The 21412-nt window shown below is 68.0% G+C and carries 1 protein-coding gene and 1 pseudogene (1 of these 2 cut by a window edge); both read right to left on the bottom strand.

The window, feature by feature from the left end:
• A pseudogene (locus tag M1B35_RS16650) lies at nucleotides 1-2107 on the bottom strand (amino acid adenylation domain-containing protein) (it extends 12580 nt beyond the left edge of the window).
• A partial coding sequence (locus M1B35_RS16640) for a non-ribosomal peptide synthetase (RefSeq protein WP_268262540.1) occupies nucleotides 2104-21412 on the bottom strand: 19309 nt, incomplete at its 5' end. The gene M1B35_RS16640 and the pseudogene M1B35_RS16650, both read right to left, overlap by 4 nt.

Raw genomic sequence — 21412 nt, 5'->3', positions numbered from 1 at the left:
TGCTGCGCGGTCAGTTGCGGCAATTGCGGATCATCGCAGGCTGCGTCGCTCCCGGCGCCCTCCTCCAGCTCGATCAGCGGCCCCGAAAACGCCGGCAGGCGGCCGCGCAGGTCGGCCTGGGTCAGCAGCGCCACCGGGGCGCTGTCGGCCAGCAGGTAGTTCAGGCGTTCAAGGGGATGGGCCGGGTCAATCGGCACATAACAGGCACCGGCCTTGAGCACCGCCAGCAGGCCGGCCAGGGTGTCGAGGCCGCGACGGGCGATCACCGCCACCCGGTCATCGGGCTGTACCCCCAGGTCCAGCAGGCGCCGGGCCAGGCCGTTGGCCCGGCGATTGAGCTCGGCGTAGGTCAGTTGCTGCCCTTCATGAATCGCCGCCACGGCGTCCGGTTGGGTCGCCGCCCGGGCCGCCACGCGCTGGCCGATGGTCAGCCCTTGCGGGTAGTCGACCCGGGGCGGGTTAAGGGCCAGCAGCTGCTCGCGCTCGGCAAGCGGCAGCACCGACACTTGCTCCAGGGCCTGCTGCGGTGCCTGTTCCAGGGCGTGCACGAGGTTTTCCAGGGCACAGCGCAGGTAGTCGCAAACCCGCTGCGGGTCACCTCGCGGCAGGCCAGCAAGGTCAGGACAAAGCCCTGGCCCAGGTCATCCACGCTCATGGTCAGCGGGTAGTTGGTGCGTTCTTCGGAGTTCAGGCTGGAGATGCCCTGCCAGGCCGTGATCAAGTTGCCGCTGGCCGGCGCGCTGTGCCGGTAGTTGAGCAAGCTGCTGAACAGCGGTGCCGGTGCGGAGACACCGCTGCAGCGCTGGGCCAGGGCCAGCGGTGCGTGTTCATGGCGCAGCAAGGTGGTGAGCCGGGCGTGGGCCGCCTTGACCCCGTCCTGCACCGTGCAGCCGTCGAGGTCGACCCGAAACGGCAAGGTATTGATAAACATGCCCAGGGCCCGGTCGTTGTCACCGCCGCCCTGCATGCGCCCCATCAGCACCGTGCCGAACACCACCTTGCGCTTGCCCGACAGCGCGCCCAGCACCTGGGCCCAGGCGCTGTGGAACAGGCTCGCGGCGCTCACCCCCAGTTGTCGCGCCTGGGCCCGCAGGCCCTGGCACAGCTGTGGGTCCAGGGGCAGGCTGAATTCGTCGATGGCGCTGCCGTCGCCCTGCACGTCATGCAGGCCGAACGGCAGGGTCGGCTCGTCGATGTCGCCAAGCATCTGGCGGAAAAACGCCTCGTGCTCCTCCTCGCCCATGCCCAACCGGGCCTGGGCCACGTAGTTGCGGAACGGTACGGCCGGGCCCAGCAGATGGCCCTGGCCCAGGAGCAAGGCGCACATTTCCTGGCGCACCACGTCCAGGGCGCTGTGGTCCAGGGCCATGTGGTGAAACAGCAGCACGGCGACGAGGCGCTGGTTGGCCGGGTCCTCGGCATAGGCCAGGCGGATCAGCGGCGCCTGGGTCACGTCCAGGCGGTAGTGGCGGGCGTCGAAACGCTGGTGCAACTGCTCAAGAATATCGCCGTCGGCCGGCGCCAGCGGCACCTCCTGCAACGCCAGAGTGGCCTGGCGCCAGACCACTTGCAGCGGTGTCTCCAGGCCTTCCCAGAGCACTGCGGTGCGCAGGATGTCATGGCGTTCGATCACCGCCTGCAAGGCCTGGGCAAAGGCCTCCAGGCGGGGCCGATGGTCAAAGGCGAAATGCGCCTGCATCACATAGGGGTCGCCCTGCCCGGCACTGGCGTGGTGGTAGAGAATGCCCTCCTGCAACGGCGCCAGGGGGTAGATGTCCTGCACGTTGGCGGCGCCCCCCGGGACGCTGGCGACGAGGCGGTCGATGGCCTCCTGGTCCAGTTGCACCAGGGTCAGCATCGACGGCGTGATCCGGGTGCAGCCGGGCAGGATGCCGTTGACCGGCACCGCCACCTGGCCGGACTTGGGCGCCGAGTACTGCCCCGAGCGGATCATCTCGATCAGCACCGGCTTGTACTCGCGCAACTGGGCGATCACCGCAGGCTCGGTCAGGGCCTGGCGGTTGCCCTGGACAATCAGTTGCTCATCGCGCAACGCCAGTTGGATGTCTTTTGCCTTCAGGGTTGCCAACAGTTCAATCACGCTCACAGGACGATCTCCATTCTTTCTGTAATTGCCGCGTACCCGGCCAGGGTCGGTTGTTCGAACAAGGCCCTGACATCGGCTTCCATGCCTTCCTGATGCAGCCGGCCGATCAGGCTCACGGCCAATAGCGAGTGCCCGCCCAACTCGAAGAAGTTGTCGTGGCGCCCAACGCGTTCCACGTTGAGCAGTTCGGCCCAGAGTCGGGCCAGGAGGATTTCCGTCTCCCCTTGCGGCGCTTCGTATTCACGCACGATGGCCGCCTCCAGCCCCGGGGCCGGCAGGGCCTTGCGGTCCAGCTTGCCGTTGGGGCTCAGGGGCAGCGCCTCCAAGTGCACAAACAGCGCCGGCACCATGTACTCCGGCAAGTGCTGCAGCAGGTGCCCGCGCAGGGCCTCCACCGCCAGGCGCTGGCCGGCCTCCCGGGTGCTGTAGTAAGCCACCAGGCGCATGTCCCCCGGCACGTCTTCACGGGCGAGGACCACCGCTTCCTTGACCTCCGGCAACTGGGTCAGGCGTGCCTGGATTTCCCCCAACTCGATGCGCAGGCCGCGCAGCTTGACCTGGTCATCGTTGCGCCCCAGGTACTCGATATGGCCGTCGGCGCGGTAGCGGGCAACGTCGCCGGTGCGGTACATCCGCGCGTTGGCCAGAGGGCTGAACGGGTCCACCAGGAAGCGTTCGGCGTTCAGTTGCGCGCGGTTCAGGTAACCCCGCGCCACCTGCACACCACCGATGTACAGCTCACCCACCACGCCCTGGGGCACCGGCTGCAGCTGCTCGTCGAGCAGGTACATGCGGGTGTTGGCGATGGGCTTGCCGATCGGCGTGTTGTCCGGGGTCTGCTCCACCGGCCCGGCGCAGTTCCAGGCCGTGACATCCACTGCGGCCTCGGTCGGGCCATAGAGGTTGTGCAGCTCGCTGCCCGGCAATTGCTGCTTGAAGCGCCGTACCAGGCTCCCCGGCAGCGCTTCGCCACTGCAGATCACCCGCACCAAGGCGCCGCAGGCCGCATCGGCGCCGTGGGCCAGGAACACATCGAGCATCGACGGCACAAAATGCACGGTGCTGATGCCCTCGGCCTGGATCACCTGGCTCAGGTAGGCCGGGTCCTTGTGCCCTTCTGGACGCGCCATCACCAGGCGCGCACCGGTCATCAGCGGCCAAAAGAACTCCCACACCGAGACGTCGAAGCTGAACGGGGTCTTCTGCAACACCGCGTCCGCAGCCGTCAGGCCATAGGCGTCCTGCATCCACAGCAGGCGGTTGACCACCGCGCCGTGCTCGTTCATCACGCCCTTGGGCTGCCCGGTGGAACCCGAGGTGTAGATCACGTAGGCCAGGTGCCCGGCGTGCAACTCGGGCCACTGCGGATTGTCCAGCGGCTCGGCCGGCCACAGCGGCGCGTCGAGGCTGATCAGCGGGGCCAGCCCGAGGTCCACCAAGTGCTGCGTCGCGCCCTGCACCAGCACCGCTACCGGCGCGCTGTCTTCAAGCATGTAGGCGATGCGCTCTGCCGGGTAGCTCGGGTCGATCGGCACATAACCGCCGCCGGCCTTGAGGATCGCCAGCAGGCCGACGACCATCTCCAGCCCGCGCTCGACACAGATCGCCACCCGGCTGTCGGCACTCACGCCCTGGAGCCGCAGGTGGTGGGCCAACTGATTGGCCCGCTGGTTGAGCTGGCGGTAGCTCAGTTGCTGCCCACCGGCCAGCAGTGCCGGCGCCTCTGGCGTACGCTCCACCTGGGCCTCGAACAGGCCATGCAAGGTCTGCTCGAGGTCATAGCCGACTGCGGTGGCGTTGAGGTCCAGCAGCAGGTGCTGGCGCTCGGCGCCGGGGAGGATCGGCAAGCGATTCAGGGCCATGTCCGGCGCCCGTTCCAGGGCGTCCACCAGGGACTCCAGGGCGGTCTGCATGTAGCCGCAGATGCGCTGCGCGCCGATCCGTGCCGGGGTCATGGCGGTCAGGCTGAAGCCTTCGCCGCGATCGTCCACGTTCAAGCTCAACGGGTAGTTGGTGCGCTCCTCGCCGGCCAGGGTCTGGATGCCATGGGCCGAGGCGTGCACCGCTTCCGGCTGCTGCGTGTCCTGACTGTGGCGGTAGTTGAGCATGGCACTGAACAGCGGCAACGGCGCCGCCACCCCGCTGCAACGCTGGGCCAGGGCCAGGGACGCATGTTCATGGCCGAGCAAGGCACTGAGCCGCCCGTGGGTGGCCCGCAGCCCCTCGCGCACCGAAACCTGGTCGACGTTGACCCGCAACGGCAAGGTATTGATAAACATACCCAGGGCCCGATCCGCGCCCTCGCCGCCCTGCATCCGCCCCAGCAGTACCGTGCCGAAGACCACCGCCGGCTTGCCGGACGTGCCGGCCAGCACCCGGGCCCAGGCCAGGTGGAACAGGCTCGCGGCACTCACTCCCTGCAAGCGAGCCTGATGGCGCAAACGGGCGCTCAGGGTACTCGGCAAGGCCTGGCTGCGTTCCTCGATATCCCCGCCGTCGCCCTGCACGTCTTGCAGGTCGAACGGCAGCGTCGGTTCGTCAATGTCGCCGAGCATGTCGCGGAAAAACGCCTCATGCTCCTGCTCGCTGACACCCAGGCGCGCCTGGGCCACGTAATTGCGGTACGGCACCGGCGCCCCCAGGTTGCCCCCCTCGCCGAGGAGGAACGCCCGCAGCTCGTGGCCGACCACGTCCATGGCGGTGTGGTCCAGGGCCAGGTGATGGAACAGCACCACGGCGACGATCCGCGCATTGGCCGGGTCATGGGCGAAATGCACGCGCATCAGTGGCGCCTGGCTGATATCCAGGTGGTGATGACGGGCGTCGTACAGGGCATGAAGCTGGCCGAGAATGTCCCCGGCCGCCGGGTCCAGCAGTTCCTCGCGCACCACCAGCGGAGCGTTGCGCAACACCACTTGCAGCGGTTGCTGCAAGCCTTCCCAGAGCACGCCGGTGCGCAGGATGTCGTGCCGCGCGATGACCTGTTGCAAGGCCTCGGTGAAGGCCGCGAACACCGAACGGTCGGCAAAGGCCATGTGGGATTGCAGCAGGTACGGGTCGCCCTGCCGCGCGGTGATGTGGTGATAGAGGATGCCCTCCTGCAGCGGCGCCAGGGGGTAGATGTCCTGCACATTGGCCGCACCACCGGGAACCCGCGCCAGTACCGCGTCGAGGGTCACCTGGTCGAGTTGCACCAGGGGCAGCATGTCCGGGGTGATGCGCTGGCAATCGGCCGGAATGCGGTTGTCCGGCACCTTCACTTCACGCCCGCTGCCCACGGCCGCCGCCAGGGCGGCCAGGGTCGGCTGGCTGAACAGGATGCGCACATCCGCGCTCAGGCCCGCCTGGCGCATGCGTTCGATCAGGTTGACGGCCAACAGCGAATGCCCGCCCAGCTCGAAGAAGTGGTCATGACGCCCCACCTGCTCGACTTTGAGCACCTCCTGCCAGATCTGCGCCAAGGCGACTTCCACCGCCCCCTGGGGGGCCTGGTATTCGCGGCTGATCAGGTCCTCGGCCGCCGGTTCCGGCAAGGCCTTGCGGTCCAGCTTGCCGTTGGCCGTCAGCGGCAGCGCCGGCAATTGCACATAGGCCGACGGCACCATATGCCCGGGCAGGCTGGCCTGCAGCTCGGCCCGCAGCGCCTCAATCTGCACGTGCTCGGCAGCGGTGAAATACGCCACCAGGCGCGTGTGCCCCGCGCCGTCCTCGCGGGCCAAAACCACGGCCTCGCTCAAGCCGGGGAAGCGCGCCAGGGCGGTTTCGATTTCCCCCAGTTCGATGCGCATGCCGCGGATTTTCACCTGGTCGTCGTTACGCCCCAGGTACTCGATAGAGCCATCGGCCAGCCAGCGCGCCAGGTCACCACTGCGGTACATGCGCGCCTCGGGGTCCTGGCTGAACGGGTCGGCGAGGAACCGTTCGGCGGTCATTTGCGAGCGGTTCAGGTAACCCCGGGCGACCCCGGCGCCGCCCACGTACAACTCACCCGTCACGCCCACCGGCACCGGACGCATCTGCCGATCCAGCAGGTAGACCCGGGCATTGGCCATCGGCGTACCGATGTGCAGCACCTGCCCCACCTGCACCGCGCCCGAGGTGGCGACCACCGTGGCTTCGGTCGGCCCGTAGTTGTTGATCACCGCAAAGCCCTGGGCCCGGGTGAACTGGCGCAGGCGATCGCCGCCAATCAGCAGGGTCTTCAGGGTCGGGTGCTGCAACTGCTGGTGGAAAGCGTATTCGGCCACCGGTGTCGGCAAGAAGCTCACCTCCAGCGGCTGGGCCTGCCACCAGGCCAGCAACTGCTCGATGTTTTCATTGCCGATGTCCCGTGGCGGTAGGTGCAGGGTCGCCCCCCCACACAAGGCCGGCCAGACTTCCCAGGCCATGGCGTCGAAGCCAAAGCCGGCAACGCTGGAGACCTGGCTGCCGGCCTGCTGGGCAAACGCCTGGTTATGCCAGTGCACCAGGTTCTCCAGGGTCCGGTGCTCGACCATCACCCCTTTGGGCAAACCGGTGGAGCCCGAGGTGTAGATCACGTAGGCCAAGTGCGCCGGGGTCAGCCCGGCACATGACGGGTTGGCCAGCGCAGCGTTATGCCAGGCCGTAGCGTCCAGATCGATGACCGGCAGTGCCAGGGCCGGCAGTTGCCCGAGCAGGTGCCCTTGGCTCAAAAGCGCCAGGGGCGCGCTGTCTTCCAGCAAGTAACGCAAGCGCTCGTTCGGCAGCGCCGGGTCCACCGGCACATAGGCGGCGCCGGCCTTGAGGATCCCCAACAGGCCCACCAGCATCGCCGGACCGCGCTGCACGCAGATGGCGATCCGCTCGTCCGGCTGCACCCCCAATGCCAGCAGGTGCTGCGCCAGTTGGTTGGCCTGGGCGTTGAGTTCGCCATAGCTCAAGCGCTGCGAGCCCTGGACCATTGCCAGCGCGTCGGGGCTCTCGGCGGCCCGGGCTTCGAACAGGCCATGAATGGTCTGCCCGCGCGGGTAGTGCCGGGTGCTGGCGTTGAAGCTTTCCAGCAGGTGCTGGCGTTCGGCCTCGGGCAGGATCGGCAGGCGGTTCAACGCCACGCCCGGGCTCTGCTCCAGGGCCTGGACCAAGTGCTCCAGGGCGGTGTGCATGTAACCGCAGATGCGCTGGGCACCCAGGTGCGCCACGGCCAACACGCTCAAGGCAAACCCCTGGCCCAGGTCATCGACGCTCAGGCTCAGCGGGTAGTTGCTGCGTTCCTCGCCCCCCAGCAGTTCGATGCCGGCCCACGGTGTTTGCTCGTCATGCAGCCCTTCGTGGGCGCTGTGGCGATAGTTGAGCAAGGCACTGAACAGAGGCGCACTGACCGCCACCTGGCTGCAACGCTGGGCCAACGCCAGGGACGCGTGCTCGTGACCGAGCAGCGCACTCAAGCGCCGGTGCACCGCCCGCACGCCTTCGCGCACGCCGGTTTCACCCAGCGCCACGCGCAGCGGCAAGGTGTTGATAAACACCCCCAGGGCACGGTCGGCACCCTCGCCGCCTTGCATCCGCCCCATCAGCACGGTGCCAAACACCACGTCCTCACGGTCGGACACCTGGCCCAGTACCTGGGCCCAGGCCAAGTGCATCAGGCTCGCGGCACTCACCCCCAGTTGACGCGACTGCTCCCGCAGACGCTGGCTCAGGGCCGGCGGCAACGGCAAGTGCGCCTCGTCGATGTTCTGCCCATCGCCCTGCACGTCCTGCAGGCCAAAGGGCAAGGTCGGCTCCTCGACATCCCCGAGCATGTCGCGGAAGAACGTCTCGTGTTCTTCTTCGCTCGCCCCCAACAGGGCCTGGGCCACGTAATTGCGGTACGGCACCGGTGTCCCCAACGGGCCGGGCTGTTTCAGCAGCAGCGCACGCATCTCGGCGCCCACCACTTCCATCGCTGTATGGTCCAGGGCCAGGTGGTGGAACAACAGCAGGCTGACCACTCGCCCGTGTTGCGGGTCTGGGGCATGGATCAGGCGCATCAGCGGTGCCTGGGTCAGTTCCACACGGTGGTGACGGGCGTCGAAACGCGCCTGCAATTGCTCGACGATGTCCCCCGCCGCCGGGTCCAGTTGCAGCCCTTGTACCTGCAGTTCGGCGTGACGCCAAACCACCTGCACCGGCTGTTCCAGGCCTTGCCAATGCACACTGGTGCGCAAAATATCGTGGCGCGCAATCACCTGCTGCAAGGCCTCGGCAAAGGCCTGCAGGCGCTCCAGGCTGTCGAAGCTCAGGCGCGATTGCAGCAGGTACGGGTCGCCCTGGGTAGCGCTGATGTGGTGGTAGAAAATCCCCGCCTGCAACGGCGCCAGGGGGTAGATGTCCTGCACGTTGGCCGCGCCGCCCGGGACTTGGGCGACGATCAGATCGATGGCCTCCTGGCTCAGGTCCAGCAACGGCAGCAGCGCTGGCGTGATGTGCCGGCAATCGGCGCCGATCCGGTTGGCCGGGACTTCGATCTCACGCCCGCTGCCCACCGCCGCCGCCAGGGCGGCCAGGGTCGGCTGGTTGAACAGCACGCGCACGTCGGCGCTGAGGCCAACCTGGCGCATGCGCTCGATCAGGCTCACCGCCAGCAGGGAGTGCCCGCCCAGTTCGAAGAAGTGGTCGTGACGCCCCACTTGCTCGACCTTGAGCACCCCGGCCCAGATCCGCGCCAGGGTGATTTCCACCTCACCCAGGGGCGCTTCGTACGCACGACTGAGCAGCGCCGAGGCGTCCGGTGCTGGCAGGGCCTTGCGGTCGAGCTTGCCGTTGGCGGTCAGCGGCAGCACCGGCAACTGCACGTAGGCCGCCGGCACCATGTAATCCGGCAACTGGCCTTGCAAGGTGCTGTGCAGCCCTTCGATGTCCAGGGTTTCGCCGGCCACCAGCGGGGTGCAGTACGCCACCAGGCGCTTGTCCCCCGGGGCATCTTCGCGTACCAGCACGGCCACATCCTTGACCCCGGCGCAAGCCGCGACCCGGGTTTCAATCTCCCCCAGCTCGATGCGGAAGCCGCGCAATTTGACCTGCTGGTCATTGCGCCCCTGGTACAACAGCACGCCGTCTTCACGCCAGCAGGCCAGGTCACCGGTGCGGTACATCAAGCCTTGCGCATCATCGCCAGAGCCCTCGGTGATAAACGGATCGGCGATAAACATTGCCGCCGTCAGTTGAGGCTGGTTGAGGTAACCCAGGGCCACCCCGGCGCCGCCGATGTACAACTCGCCGACCACACCCACGGCCACCGGCTGTTGCCGGGCATCGAGCACATAGGCCCGGCTGTTGCCGATTGGCCGGCCGATGGGAATGCTCCCGGCCCCCACGGCCTTGATCTCGAACGTGGTGGAAAAGGTCGTGGCTTCGGTCGGGCCGTAGCCATTGAGCAGGTGCTTGGGCGCGCCGTGTGCCAGCACTCGACCGATCACGGCCGGGTCCAGCACATCGCCGCCGACCATCAGGTAACGCAGTTGGCGGAACGCCGGCAACAAGCCGTCGGCATGCTGCTGGAACAACCCGGCGGTCATCCACAGCACGCTGACTTCCTGGGCGAGCAACAGCGCCCCCAGGGCCTGGCTGGACAGCACCACGTCCTGGTCGACCACCACCACGCGCCCGCCATTGAGCAGCGGCGCCCAGACTTCCAGGGTGCTGGCGTCGAACGCCGGGTTGGAGGCAAAGGCCACCCGGTCCCGGGCCGTGAAATCGGCGTAGCCGTTGTTCAGCACCAGGCGGCTGACCGCACGGTGCGGCACCCGCACACCTTTCGGCGTGCCGGTGGAACCGGAGGTGTACATGATGTACGCCACGCTTTCGGACGACGGCGCCAGGTCAGGGTTGCGGGTGGGCTGCGGGTCGAGGTCCAGGCGGTCCAATTCGATGCGTTGGCTCGGGCACGCCAGCAGTTCACCGCTGTGGGTCAGCAGCAGCCGTGCCTGGCTGTCGGCCAGCATGAACAACTGGCGCTCCGCCGGGGCGTTGATGTCCAGCGGCACATAGGCCGCCGCGCACTTGCTGATCGCCAGTTGGCTGGTCAGCAAGTCCAGGGAACGGGGCAACAGAGTCGCGACGCTGTCCCCCGGCTGCACGCCCAGGCCCAGCAAGGCATGGGCCAGGCGGTTGGCACGCTGGTTCAGCTGTTCATAGCTGAGCAGGTGCTCGCCATGCACCGCCGCCACCGCATGGGGGTTGGCCTGCACCTGGGCTTCGAACAGCCGATGCAGCGCCTGCTGGTCCGGGTAGGCCCGGGCCGTGGCGTTGAAGCCGTGCAGCACCCGCTCGCGTTCGGCCGGTGCCAGGATCGACAACTGCTGCAACGGCGTGTTCGGTGCCTCCTCCAGGGCGCGCACCAGGTTGTCCAAGGCACAGCGCATGTACTCGCCGACCCGTGCCCCGTCCACCTCGGCCAGGGCCTGGACCGTCAGTTCAAAGGCCTGCCCCAGGTCATTGACGTTGAGCACCAGCGGATAGTTGCTGCGCTCGCGGGCGTTGAGCACTTCGATCCCGTCCCACACCGACGCCGGGTTACCGGCCTCGGCGTCCGGCGCATTGTGGCGATAGTTGAGCAAGCTGCTGAACAGCGGCGTGGCCGCCGGCACCCCACTGCAACGCTGGGCCAGCGACAGCGGCGCGTGTTCATGGCCAAGCAATTGCGCCAGCCGCGCATGGGTCGCACGCACCCCGTCGAGCACGGTCATGGCGCCGACTGCTACCCGCAGCGGCAAGGTATTGATAAACATGCCCAGGGCCCGATCGGCACCCTCGCCGCCCTGCATCCGCCCCAGCAACACAGTGCCGAACACCACGTCATCCTGGCCCGAAACCTGGCCCAGCACTTGCGCCCAGGCCAGGTGCATCAGGCTCGCGGCGCTGACCCCAAGCTGCCGTGCCTGCTCACGCACGGCCCGGCACAGGGCCGGGTCCAGCGCCAGGTGCGACTCCTGGATGCCACTGCCATCGCCCTGCACGTCGTGCAGGCCGAACGGCAAGGTCGGCTCCTCGACATCACCGAGCATCTCGCGGAAGAACCCTTCATGGGCCTCTTCGCTGATCCCCAGGCGCGCCTGGGCCACGTAGTTGCGGTATTGCACCGGCGCGGCCAGGCCCTCGGCAAGGCCACCGAGGCTGGCGCTCATTTCCTCCACCAGCACGGCCAGGGAGGTGTGGTCCAGCAGGATGTGGTGCAGCAGCAACACGCCCAGCCAGCGGTCATTGGCTTCGTCACGGGTGTAGGCAAAGCGCATGATCGAGGCCTGGCCCAGGTCCAGACGATAGTGCCGCGGGTCGAAACGCTGTTGCATCTGTTCCAGCACGTCACCGTCCAGCAGGTCGTCATCGACCCGCTCCAGGGCCAGCGGTGCCTCGCGCCAGACCACTTGCACCGGCTCGTCGAGGCTGTCCCAGACCAGGCTGGTGCGCAGGATGTCGTGGCGCGCAATCACCCCTTGCAGGGCGCTGACAAAGGCTTTCACCTGGGCCAGGCCGCTAAAGCCCAGGTGCATCTGCAACAGGTACGGGTCGCCCGCCGGGCTACTCAAGTGGTGATAGAGAATCCCCGCCTGCAACGGCGCCAGACCGTAGATGTCCTGCACATTGCCGGCGCCTCCCGGCACCGTGGCCACAACCCGGTCGATGGCGGCCTGGTCGAGTTTGACCAGGGGCAGCATGTTCGGGGTGATCGCCGTGCACCGGGCACCGATCAGATTGGCCGGCACCCGTACTTCGTCGGTGCCGCCCACTGCAGCGGCCAGGGCCGCCAGGGTCGGCTGGCCGAACAGCACCCGCACATCCGCCCGCAGATCCAGCTGACGCATGCGCTCCATCAGCTTGACCGCCAGCAGCGAATGCCCGCCCAGCTCGAAGAAGTTGTCATGGCGCCCGACCTGCTCGACCTTCAGCAGCGCTTGCCACAAGGTGGCGATCCGCTGTTCGACCTCGCCCACCGGGGCGACATAGCCGCCCCGGGCCAGCGCAGCACCGTCGGGGACCGGCAAGGCTTTGCGATCCAGCTTGCCGTTGCCGGTCAGGGGCAACGCTTGCAGCAACACAAAGGCGCTGGGCAGCATGTACTCGGCCAGGGACACGAGCATCTGCTCACGCAACTCGGCGGCGCTTGGTTGCTGGCCGTCCTCGGCCACCAGGTAGGCCACCAGGCGCTGGTCACCGGGCTCGTCTTCGCGGGCAATCACCACGGCTTCGCGCACCCCATCGCACGCGGCCAGGCGGGCCTGGACTTCGCCGAGCTCGATACGGAAACCACGGATTTTCACCTGGTCGTCGTTGCGCCCCAGGTATTCCAGGTTGCCCGCCGCCAACCAGCGACCCAGGTCGCCGGTCTTGTACAGCCGGCCTGCGGCCTGGGTGCTGAACGGGTCGGCAATAAAGCGCTCGGCGTTCAAGGCGTCACGGTTCAGGTAACCCCGGGCCACCCCGGCGCCGCCGACGTAGAGTTCACCCACCACCCCCACCGGCACCGGTTCGTGCTGCGGGTCCAGCAGGTACAGCTGCAGGTCGGGAATCGGCCCGCCAATCGGGCTGACACCCGGCACTCGGGCATCGGCCGCCTCCAGGGCGCGGTAGGTCACATGCACCGTGGTTTCGGTGATGCCATACATGTTCACCAGCCGCGTGCCGGCGTTGCCGACGCGCTCGTACCAGGGCTTGAGGATGCCCGGGTCCAGGGCTTCGCCGCCGAATATCACCTGGCGCAGGGAGTGCTTGAGGTCGCTGCGGCCCTGGGCCGCGATCAACTGGCGGAACGCGCTCGGGGTCTGGTTGAGGATGCTCACCCCGGCCCGGCATAACAGCGCATAACACTCGTCCGGCGAACGGCTGACCAGTTGCGGCACCACCAGCAACTGGCCGCCGTGCAGCAGCGCGCCCCAGATTTCCCAGACCGAGAAGTCGAAGGCGAAGGAGTGGAACAGCGCCCACACATCGCGACGGTTGAAGTCGAACCAGCCCTGGGTCGCCGAGAACAACCGGGTGACCTGGCGATGTTCGACCATCACCCCTTTGGGCAGCCCGGTGGAACCCGAGGTGTAGATCACGTAGGCCAAGTGCGAGACCTTGAGCCCCGGCACCTGGGGGTTGTCCATTGCTTCATCGGCCAAGGCCGGGCTGTCGAGGTCGATCTGCGCCAGCGGCCATTCAGCCGCCAGTTGCAGGGTCTCTGTGTGCAGCAGCAGGGCCACCGGGGCGCTGTCTTCCAGGGTGAACGCAATGCGTTCAGCGGGGTAGCTCGGGTCGATGGGCACGTAACCGGCACCGGCCTTGAGGATGCCCAGCAGGCCCACCAGCATCGACAAGCCACGCTCGACGCAGATCGCCACCCGATCATCCGGGCGCACGCCCAGGGCCAGCAGGCGATGGGCCACTTGGTTGGCCTGAGCATTGAGCTGGGCATAGCTCAGGAACTGATCGTCGATGAGCACGGCCACGGCCTCCGGCGTGCGTTGCACCTGGGCCTCGAACAGGCCATGCAGGGTCTGCTCGACCGCGTAGGCCTCGCCGGTGCCCTGGCCGTCACCGAGCAACTGCTGGCGCTCGGCCGCGGGCAGGATCGCCAGGCGCTCCAGGGCGCTGTGCGGGGCTGTTTCCAGGGCCTGCACCAGGCTTTCGAGGGCCGTGCGCATGTAGCCGCACACCCGCTCGGCACCAATCCGCGCCGGGGTCATGACGTTCAGGCGGAAGTCTTCACCCAGGTCATCCACGTTGAGGCTCAGCGGGTAGTTGCTGCGCTCCTCGCTGGCCAGGGTCTGGATGCCCTGCCACAGCGCCTGGGTAGCCGGCTGCACCTGCGCCTGGGCACTGTGGCGATAGTTGAGCATGGCGCTGAACAACGGCAGCGGCGCCGCCACCTGGCTGCAGCGCTGGGCCAGGGCCAGGGAGGCGTGTTCGTGACCGAGCAACGCTGTAAGCCGGGCATGGGTCGCCCGCACCCCGTCGCGCACCGAGGTGGCGTCGATATCCACCCGCAACGGCAAGGTATTGATAAACATCCCCAGGGCCCGGTCGGCCCCCTCGCCGCCCTGCATGCGGCCCATCAGCACGGTGCCGAACACCGTGTTGGGCTGGCCGCTGGTGGCGCTCAGGACCCGAGCCCAGGCCAGGTGGAACAGGCTTGCGGCGCTGACTCCCAGGCCACGGGCCTGACGGCGGATACGCCCGCTGAGTTCGCCCGCCAGGGCCTGGCTGACCTCCTCGATGTCGCGACCGTCGCCCTGCACGTCCTGCAAGCCGAACGCCAGGGTCGGCTGTTCGATATCGCCGAGCATGTCGCGAAAGAACACCTCGTGTTCCTGCTCGCTGGCCCCCAGCAACGCCTGGGCCACGTAGTTGCGATACGGCACCGGCGCCCCCAGGCTCGCGCCCTGGCCGCCGAGGAAGGCACTCAGTTCATGGCCCACCACTTCCAGCGCGGTGTGGTCCATGGCCAGGTGATGGAACAACAGGATCGCGACCACCCGCTGCTGCACCGGGTCCTTGGCGTGCAACAGCTGGATCAGCGGCGCACGGGTCATGTCCAGGCGGTAATGCCGGGCGTCGTAGCGCTGCTGCAACTGACCCAGGACATCGCCGTCGGCGGCGTCCAGCACCACCTCCTGCACCTGCAGTTCGGCGTGGCGCCAGACCACCTGCACCGGTTGCTCCAGGCCTTGCCACAGCACGCTGGTGCGCAGGATGTCGTGACGCTCGATGACCTGCTGCAAGGCGTCGGTAAACACCTGCAAACGCTGCCGGCTGTCAAAGGCCATCTGCGACTGCAACAGGTAGGGGTCGCCCTGCTCCGCCATCAAGTGGTGATAGAGAATGCCTTCCTGGAGCGGCGCCAGGGGGTAGATGTCCTGCACGTTGGCCGCGCCGCCCGGGACGCTGGCAACGATCAGGTCGATGGCCGCCTGGCTCAGGTCCAGCAACGGCAGCAACTCTGGCGTGATGTGCCGGCAATCGGCGCCGATCCGGTTGGCCGGCACCTCGATTTCACGCCCGCTGCCCACGGCCGCCGCCAGCGCAGCCAGGGTCGGCTGGCTGAACAGCACGCGTACATCGGCGCTGAGGCCGACCTGGCGCATGCGCTCGATCAGGCTCACCGCCAGCAGCGAATGCCCGCCCAGTTCGAAGAAGTGGTCATGACGCCCCACTTGCTCGACCTTGAGCACCTCGGCCCAGATCCGCGCTAGGGTGGTTTCGACCTCGCCCACCGGGGCGGCATAGGCCCGCTGCAACAGTGCCGATTGATCCGGGGCCGGCAGGGCCTTGCGGTCGAGTTTGCCGTTGGGGGTCAGGGGCAACGCCGGCAACGCCACGAACAGCGCCGGCACCATGTACTCCGGCAAGTGCTGCAACAGGTGCTCGCGCAAGGCCTCGGCCTCGGGCACGGGGCTGTCGGCGCGGGTGCTGTAGTAGGCCACCAGGCGCGGGTCGCCCGGCACGTCTTCGCGCACCAGCACCACCGCCTCGGAAATCCCCGGGAAGTGCTCCAGGTGTTGCTGGATGTCCCCCGGTTCGATGCGCAGGCCATACAGCTTGACCTGCAAGTCGTTGCGCCCGAGGAACTGCAGGTTGCCGTCGGCCTGGTAACGCACCAGGTCGCCGCTGCGGTACAGGCGGTCACCGGCCACGAACGGGCTGTCGATAAAGCTCTCGGCCATCAGTTTGGGCAGGCCCAGATAACCCCGGGCCACGCCCGCGCCACCGATATGCAGGTGGCCACTGGCGCCCACCGGCACCGGCTCACCCTCGGCGTCCAGGACATACAGCCGGGTGTTGGCAATCGGTCGGCCGATCGGCAGTTGCACCTCGGGCACCGGCGCCCCGGGTTCCAGGGTCCAGACTGTGCTGTCCACCGTGGCCTCGGTCGGGCCATAGACGTTGTGCAAGCGCGCCTGGGGCAGCAGCGCCTGGAAGCGCCGAGCCAGGCCCGCACTCAGTTCGCCCCCGCCGCAGAACACCTCCTTGAGGCTGGTGCACTGGCGAACCTCATCCAGCTCCAGGAACAACTGCAACATGGCCGGCACGAACTGAATCACCGTGATCTGTTGCTCGCGGATCAACTGCGCCAGGTAGCGCGGTTCACGATGCCCATCGGGGCGGGCCAGCACCAGGCGCAGGCCCGCCGTCAGTGGCCAGAACAGCTCCCAGACCGAGGCATCGAAGCTCAGCGGGGTTTTCTGCAACAGGCTGTCGCCCGCCGCTGCCGGGCACAACTGGGCACTCCAGTGCAGCAGGTTGACCAGCCCCCGTTGCTCGACCATCACCCCCTTGGGCGTGCCGGTGGAACCTGAGGTGTAGATCACATAGGCCAAATGCCGCGCCGTCAGGCCCGGCACCTGGGGGTTGTCCGTCGAGTACGGGTGGCCGTCGAAAAGGTCGAGGTCAATCAGCGGCCCCGGGGCCCGGCCCGGCAGGTCACGGGTGGCGCCGTGCACCAGCAATGCGGCCGGCGCGCTGTCCTCCAGCATGTAAGCCAGGCGCTCCGGCGGGTAGGCCGGGTCCAGCGGCACGTAGGCGCCGCCGGCCTTGAGAATGGCCAGCAGGCCGATCACCAGTTCCAGGCTGCGCTCGATGCAGATCGCCACCCGCACATCCGGGCCGACCCCTTGCTCGCGCAGGTGATGGGCCAACTGGTTGGCCCGGGCATTGAGCTGGGCATAGCTCAGGGACTGTTGCTCGAATTGCAGCGCCACGGCGTCCGGGGTGCGTTCGACCTGGGCCTGGAAGCGTTGCGCCAGGGTCGGCTGCAGGTCGCCTTCAAGGCCGCCGTCGAGGTCGCTGCTAGTCAGCGCCTGCAGCAAGCGCTCACGCTCGCTCGGCGCCAGGATCGGCAGGCGATTGAGGGCCAGCGGCGAGCGCTGTTCCAGAGCCTGGACCAGGGATTCCAGGGCGGTCTGCATGTAACCGCACACCCGTTGCGCGCCGATCTGCTGCAGGGTCATGGCGGTCAGTTTGAAGCCGTCGCCGAGGTCGTCGACGTTCAGGCTCAACGGGTAGTTGGTGCGCCCGTCGTGGGCCAGGGTCTGCATGCCTTGCCAGGCCGGGTGCGCCTCGGGCTGGGCCGCGCCGGCAGCACTGTGGCGATAGTTGAGCATGGCGCTGAACAGCGGCAGCGGCGCCGCCACCCCGCTGCAACGCTGGGCCAGGGCCAGGGACGCGTGCTCATGGCCGAGCAAGGCGCTCAGCCGCTGGTGCAGCGCCCGCACACCGGCACGGGCGTCGAGCACGCCGACATCGACCCGCAACGGCAAGGTGTTGATAAAGATCCCCAGCGCCCGGTCGGCGCCCTCGCCGCCCTGCATGCGCCCGACCAGCACGGTGCCGAACACCACTTGGTCGGTGCCGGTGGCCACCGCCAGCACCCGGGCCCAGGCCAGGTGCACCAGGCTGGCGACGCTGACGCCCAACAGCCGCGCCTGATCGCGCAGGTCCTGGCTCAGGCCGGCAGGCAGCAACTGCCGGGCCTCTTCAATGGCATGGCCGTCGCCCTGCACATCCTGCAAGCCGAACGGCAGCGTCGGCTGGTCAATGTCACCGAGCATGTCGCGGAAGAACGCCTCGTGCTCCTCCTCGCTGACACCCAGGCGCGCCTGGGCCACGTAGTTGCGATAGGGCATGGCCGGGCCCAGGTCCCGGGCCTGGCCCATAAGGCAGGCCTGCATGTCCTGGCGCACCACCTCGAACGCGGTGTGGTCGAGGACGATGTGGTGGAACATCAACAGCACCACCACCCGTTGCTGCACCGGGTCCTGGGCATAGGCCAGGCGGATCAGCGGGGCACGGGTCAGGTCCAGGCGGTAATGGCGGGCGTCGAAACGCGCCCCCAGTTGCGCCAGTACATCCCCGGCCGCAGGGTCGAGCAGCACCTCTTGCACCACCAGGTCGGCCTCACGCAAGACCACCTGCACCGGTGCGTCCAGGCCTTCCCAGAGCACGGCGCTGCGCAGAATGTCGTGGCGCTCCACCACCTGTTGCAGGGCCCCGGCAAACGCCTGCAGACGCGCCAGGCTGTCGAAGGCCAGGCGCGTCTGCAGCAGGTAGGGGTCACCCTGCTCCGCGGTGATGTGGTGGTAGAGAATGCCTTCCTGCAACGGCGCCAAGGGGTAGATGTCTTGCACATTGGCCACGCCCCCGGGGACGCTGGCGACAATCCGTTCGATGGCCGCCTGGTCCAGCGCCACCAAGGGCAGCAGGTCCGGGGTGATGCGCTGGCAACCGGCAGGAATGCGGTTGGCCGGCACCTCGACCTCGCGCCCGCTGCCCACGGCGGCGGCCAGGTCGGCCAGGGTCGGCCGGCTGAACAGGATGCGCACGTCGGCGCTCATACCCGCCTGGCGCATGCGCTCGATCAGGCTCACCGCCAGCAGCGAATGCCCGCCCAGTTCAAAGAAGTGGTCGTGGCGCCCGACCTGTTCGACCTTGAGCACTTCGGCCCAGATCTGCGCCAGGGCGATTTCCACCGCGCCCATCGGCGCCTCATAGCCACGGCTGAGCACCGCGTCCGCCCCCGGCTCCGGCAGGGCCTGGCGGTCGAGCTTGCCGTTGGCCGTCAGTGGCAGCGCCTCGAGCCGCACGTAGGCCGCCGGCACCATGGCGTCGGGCAGGCTGCCCTGCACCTGTGTGCGCAACGACTCGATGTCGAGAGGGCCCGCCTGCTCGGTGAAATACGCCACCAGACGCCCCTCGCGCACCAGCACCACGGCGTCCTTGACCCCGGCATGGGCGGCCAGGGCGGTCTCGATTTCCCCCAGTTCGATGCGCACTCCGCGCACTTTGACCTGGTCGTCGTTGCGGCCCAGGTACTCAAGGCTGCCGTCGGCCAGCCAGCGCGCCAGGTCGCCGCTGCGGTACATGCGCGCCTCGGGCTCGGGGCTGAAAGGGTCGGCCAGGAAGCGCTCGGCACTCATTTGCGGGCGGTTCAGGTAACCCCGCGCCACCCCGGCGCCCGCCACGTACAGCTCGCCGGCGACCCCCATCGGCACCAGCCGCTGCTGTTCATCCAGCAAGTAGATGCGCGCATTGCCCATCGGCTTGCCGATGTGCAGCACCTGCCCCACCGCCACCGGCCCCGAGGTGGCAACCACCGTGGCCTCGGTCGGGCCGTAGTTGTTGACCACGGCAAAGGTCTGGGCCTGGTTGAACTGCCGCAGGCGATCACCGCCGATCAACAGGGTTTTCAGGGTGGGGTGTTGCAGCTGGCGGCCAAAGGCGTATTCGGCCACCGGGGTCGGCAGGAAGCTCACCTCCAGCGGCTGCGCCTGCCACCAGGCCAGCAGTTGTTCGAGGTTGTCGTTGCCGACCTCGGCCGGCGGCAGGTGCAGGGTCGCCCCCGCGCACAGGGTCGGCCAGACCTCCCAGGCCATGGCGTCGAAACCGAAGCCGGCGACGCTGGACACCTGGCTGCCCGGGTGTTGGTCGAAGGTCTGGTTGTGCCAGTGCACCAGGTTTTCCAGGGTCCGGTGCTCGACCATCACGCCCTTGGGCAAGCCAGTGGAACCCGAGGTGTAGATCACATAGGCCAAGTGCGCCGGGGTCAGCCCGGTACCGCTCGGATTGCTCGTCGGCTGCGCCAGCCAGTCGCGCTGATCCAGGTCGATCAATGGCAACTCTGCGCTGGCCCACTGCTGCAGCAGCTCACCCTGGCTCAGCAACGCCACCGGAGTACTGTCTTGCAGCAAGTAGCGCAGGCGCTCGGCCGGCAGCGCCGGGTCGATTGGCACATAGGCCGCGCCAGCCTTGAGGATCGCCAGCAGACCCAAGAGCATGTCCGGGCCACGGCGCACACTGATCGCCACCCGATCATCGGGCTGTACCCCCAGGGCTAACAGGTGATGGGCCAACTGGTTGGCCTGCTGGTTGAGCTGGCCGTAGCTCAGGCGTTGCCCGCCCTGGATCACCGCGACCGCGTCCGGGGCCTCGGCGGCCCGGGCTTCGAACAGGCCATGCACGGTGTGCCCCTGGGGGTAGTCCACAGGGTTGGGGTTGAACTGTTGCAACAGCTGTTGGCGCTCATCGACCGGCAGAATCGACAGCTGCTCAAGGTGCACGCTGGAGCCGTGTTCCAGCGCCTGCACCAGTTGTTCCAGCGCGGCCTGCATGTAGCCGCCGATGCGCGCGGCGCCAATCGACGCCAGGCTCAAGACACTGAGGACAAAGCCGTCGCCACGGTCGTCGACGCTCAGGGTCAGCGGGTAGTTGCTGCGTTCTTCGGCGCCCAGCACCTCGATCCCGTCCCACAGTTGCGGCCCGGCCTGAGGCTGGGCGCTGGCATTGCTGTGGCGGTAGTTGAGCAAGGCACTGAACAGCGGCCCGGACGCGGCCACGCCGCTGCAACGCTGGGCCAGGGCCAGGGAGGCGTGTTCATGGCCGAGCAAGGCGCTCAAGCGGGCGTGGGTCGCCTTGACCGCGGCCCGCGGGGCCACGGCGCCGACATCGACCCGCAGCGGCAAGGTGTTGATGTACATGCCCAGCGCCCGGTCGGCGCCCTCGCCGCCTTGCAGGCGGCCCAGGAGCACGGTGCCGAACACCACGTCCCGGCGGTTGCTGAGTTGCCCCACCACCTGAGCCCAGGCCAGGTGCATCAGGCTTGCGGCACTGACCCCCAGGACCCGCGCCTGTTCCCGCAGACGGCGGTTCAGCACCGGGTCAAGGGGCCGCGCCGCCTCTTCGATATCGCGGCCGTCACCCTGCACATCCTGCAAACCGAACGGCAGGGTCGGCTCGTCAATGTCGCCAAGCATCTCGCGGAAGAACACCTCGTGCTCGGCCTGGCTGACACCCAGGCGCGCCTGGGCCACGTAGTTGCGGTACGGCGCCGCGGCCCCCAGGCTCGCGCCCTGGCCGGCGATCAGCGCCTGCATTTCCTGGCTCACCACCTCCAGCGCGGTGTGGTCCATGGCCAGGTGATGAAACAGCAAAATCGCCAGCACCCGTTGCTGTGCCGGGTCCCAGGCGTGCACCAGGCGAATCAGCGGTGCGCGGGTGATGTCCAGGCGGTAATGACGGGCGTCGAAGCCTTGCTGCAACTGGGCCATGACGTCGCCGGCAGCCGGGTCCGGGGTCAGCTCTTGGAGCACCAGTTCGGCGTGGCGCCAGACCACTTGCAGGGGCTGTTCCAGGCCTTCCCAGAGCACGCTGGTGCGCAAGATATCGTGGCGCGCAATGACCTGTTGCAAGACCCCGGCAAACACCTGCAAGCGCTCGCGGCTGTCGAACGCCAGGCGGGTTTGCAACAGGTACGGGTCGCCCTGCTCGGCGGCGATGTGGTGATAGAGAATGCCTTCCTGCAGCGGCGCCAGGGGGTAGATGTCCTGCACATTG

Origin of the sequence: Pseudomonas morbosilactucae, assembly GCF_023241665.1 — a bacterium.
In the GTDB taxonomy this organism is placed as follows: Bacteria; Pseudomonadota; Gammaproteobacteria; order Pseudomonadales; family Pseudomonadaceae; genus Aquipseudomonas; species Aquipseudomonas morbosilactucae.
The sequence above is the reverse complement of the archived record's forward strand: the minus strand, read 5'-3'. Positions and strand labels throughout refer to the sequence as shown.